The organism is Brachybacterium sp. HMSC06H03 (assembly GCF_001807385.1).
Classification (GTDB): domain Bacteria; phylum Actinomycetota; class Actinomycetes; order Actinomycetales; family Dermabacteraceae; genus Brachybacterium; species Brachybacterium conglomeratum.
In genome coordinates, this window is record NZ_KV788865.1 from 1 (window position 1) to 2,695 (window position 2,695).

Here is a 2,695-nt window from a genome sequence, read left to right on the forward strand (position 1 = left end):
GAGGAGGCGGAGGCGGCCGAGGCCGCGGAGCTCGAGGCGGGCGCGGCCGCCGACGGTGCGACACCGGCCACCGTCACGTCGCCGGCCTCGGGAGCGAACGGCGAGATGCGGGCGTGCTCGCCCGTCGTCACCGCCGCATGCTCCCCGGTCGACTCGGCGGCACCGTTCGCGGAGCCCGGCACGGTGCTCGGCGGCTTCGCGGCGGCCCTGCGCCGGCGCGCACGGTGGGGACGCGCGGCCGGCGCGTCCTCGGCGTCGACCGCGGGATGCTCTCCGGTGACCATGAGCGGCGGCGCGATCAGCGGCTCGTCGGCCCCGGGGCCGAAGAGCGGGCGGTCGTCGGCCTCGCGCGGGGAGATCCGGCCGCTCGGCTCCACGCGCAGGTGGTGACGTACGTCGGGCTCGACGATGACCACGTCGAGCTCCTCGTCGGCGCTCTTGGCGGAGGTGATGAAGACCTGCTTGACCCGGTCCCGGATCTCGGGGAGGTCGGCCCCGGAGACCTCGACGGACTCGTCCGCCAGATGCACCGTGGCGGTCGTCTCGGAGGTGATGCGCGCCTGCGCGATCATCTGGTCATCCCTTCCATGCTGAGCGCCGCCGGACGGGGTCCGCGGCAGAGGTTCGGGACCACTCTACGGGCGCGGCGGCTCCCTCCCGCGCCTACAGTGGCGGCGTGCACATCACGTCCCTCAGCGACCCGGCCGTGCCCGGCGCGGACGAGGACGCGGCGGGGGTGCTGGGCGAGGTCGCCGTGGTCCTGGACGGGGCCGGTGTGCCCGCCCGCTTCCGCTCCGGATGCCGTCACGGCGTCGCCTGGTTCTCCCACACCCTCGCCGCCCGCCTCCTCGCCCGCGCCCAGGACCCCTCCCTCCCGCTCGCCGGCGCCCTCGCCGCCGCGATCGGCGAGGTCCGCTCCCTGCACGAGCACGAGTGCGACCTCGAGGCGGGCGGCCCCTCGGCCACCGTGGCCGCCGTGCGCCGCACCGGGACGCACCTCGAGCACCTCGTGCTCTGCGACGCCTCCCTGCTCCTGGAGCATCGGGACGGCTCCGTCGTGCGCCTGACCGACCGGCGCATCGAGGAGGTGGTGCGCCGCGAGCGCGGCGCCGAGGCGATCGAGGCGTGCCGCAACGCCCCCGGCGGCTTCTGGGTCGCCCGTCACGAGCCGGCGGCCGCGGACGAGGCGCTGACGGGCCGGGTCCCGCTCGCGGACCTCGCGGCCGTCCATCTGCTCAGTGACGGCGTGACCCGGGCGGTGGAGCTGCTGGGGCTGCACGACGACGTCTCGCTCGCTCGCGCCCTCTCCGCAGATCCGCGGGCGGTGATCTCCTCGATCCGGCGAGCGGAGGACGCGCTGGCCCCGGAGCGGGCGCCGCGCAAGCGCCACGACGACGCGACCTCGCTCACCCTCCATCTTCGAGCTCCCATCGTGGAGGATCGGGCATCACGGACGAATCACCCCTGAGGTGCAGCTGGGAGAACCGTGCATGCGCAGTGGGAGTGCGGGATCGACGTCGAGGGTGACCGGAGCGCCGACCATCCGGCCGGGCGGCGGTGCCGCGTCCGCGAAGTGCCCTCCGACCGCGACTCTTGACGCTTTCATGGGGATCGCTCGACCTTTTCCAGGCGTGTCGTCCGAACTATGTTTCCTGCACGTCACCTGCAAGAACAGGACGCCCCCGTGCGTTTACAGACGGCGATCCAGGGCCTAGACTCGGTGTCACGACGTCGTTCGGGAAGGCGTCGCGAGCCCCAGCGGGGAGCGTGACGTGAAGAACGGACGGAGTCGGTCTTCGGGGGATGAAACCCCCGCGTTCGGCTGGTAGTGTTCCGAGCGTCGGAAGACATTGAAAATTTGAGAGATGTGCCGTTCCTCAAGACCCCCCTCATGGGGAGCGGCCGGACGGGCGACAATGCCAGGTTCCCCCACCTGTGGCAGCCCGTCCAGCCTGTTCGCCCGCACCCACCCCTGACGGACGACAGGCCTGACGAGCGGTCCGTGAGCCCCCGACACTGTCGGCTGAGAGCTCCGGGCCGCTCGTCGCATTCCATGGCGGTTCGCCGCTGATCCCGCACGGCCGACGGCGCGGCCGGAGCACGGCGCGCGACCGGCGACCCAGCCGGAGCACGGCAGATCCGGTCGGCGCGCAGCCGACGCGGCCGGAGCGTGCCGGGCCCGGAGCAGGGACGACCCCGCCCGGCCCGGCGCCTCCGCGCCTCAGGACCCCAGGACCGCGACGTCGCTGCCCGGGTCCAGGCGGTAGCCGGCGCCGCGCACCGTCGAGATCAGGCGGCGGTAGCGGCCGAGCTTGGTGCGCACGCGGCGCACGTGCACGTCGACCGTTCGCTCACCGGTGTCCTCGGGTGCATCGGCCCAGACCGACTCCATGAGCTCGGTGCGGGAGATGGTGCGGCGCGAGTCGCGGGCCAGCTTGGCCAGCAGCTCGAACTCCTTGTGGGTGAAGTCCACGTCCTGTCCGTCGATCCGCACCCGGCGGCCGAACAGGTCGATGACCAGCGAGTCCTCAGGGGCCAGCGAGGGGCTCGCGGGGCTGACGGCCGTGGCCTGCAGCTGGCGGCGGCGGGCCGCCTCTGCGTCGCGACGCGCCGGCGAGTTCGGGGAGACGATCCCCTTGCGACGCGGCCGCAGCGGGCTCACCGCGGCGGCGCCCTGGGCGCGGGGCGGCAGGGG

At 74.0% G+C, this 2,695-nt stretch carries 2 protein-coding genes and 1 pseudogene; 1 reads left to right on the top strand and 2 read right to left on the bottom strand.

The window, feature by feature from the left end:
• Positions 1–572, bottom strand: a pseudogene (locus HMPREF3159_RS11330) (chromosome partitioning protein); the annotation flags it as partial.
• A 104-nt stretch (positions 573–676) separates the two neighbouring features.
• Here HMPREF3159_RS11330 and HMPREF3159_RS11335 point away from each other — a divergent pair.
• Positions 677–1,468, top strand: coding sequence for a protein phosphatase 2C domain-containing protein (locus HMPREF3159_RS11335; protein WP_070501116.1), 792 nt, complete (start codon positions 677–679; stop codon positions 1,466–1,468).
• Positions 1,469–2,221: 753 nt separating this feature from the next.
• Here the strand turns inward: HMPREF3159_RS11335 and HMPREF3159_RS11340 are convergent.
• Positions 2,222–2,695, bottom strand: a 474-nt coding sequence (locus HMPREF3159_RS11340; RefSeq protein ID WP_141748193.1) for a winged helix-turn-helix domain-containing protein, incomplete at its 5' end; no start/stop codon positions are given.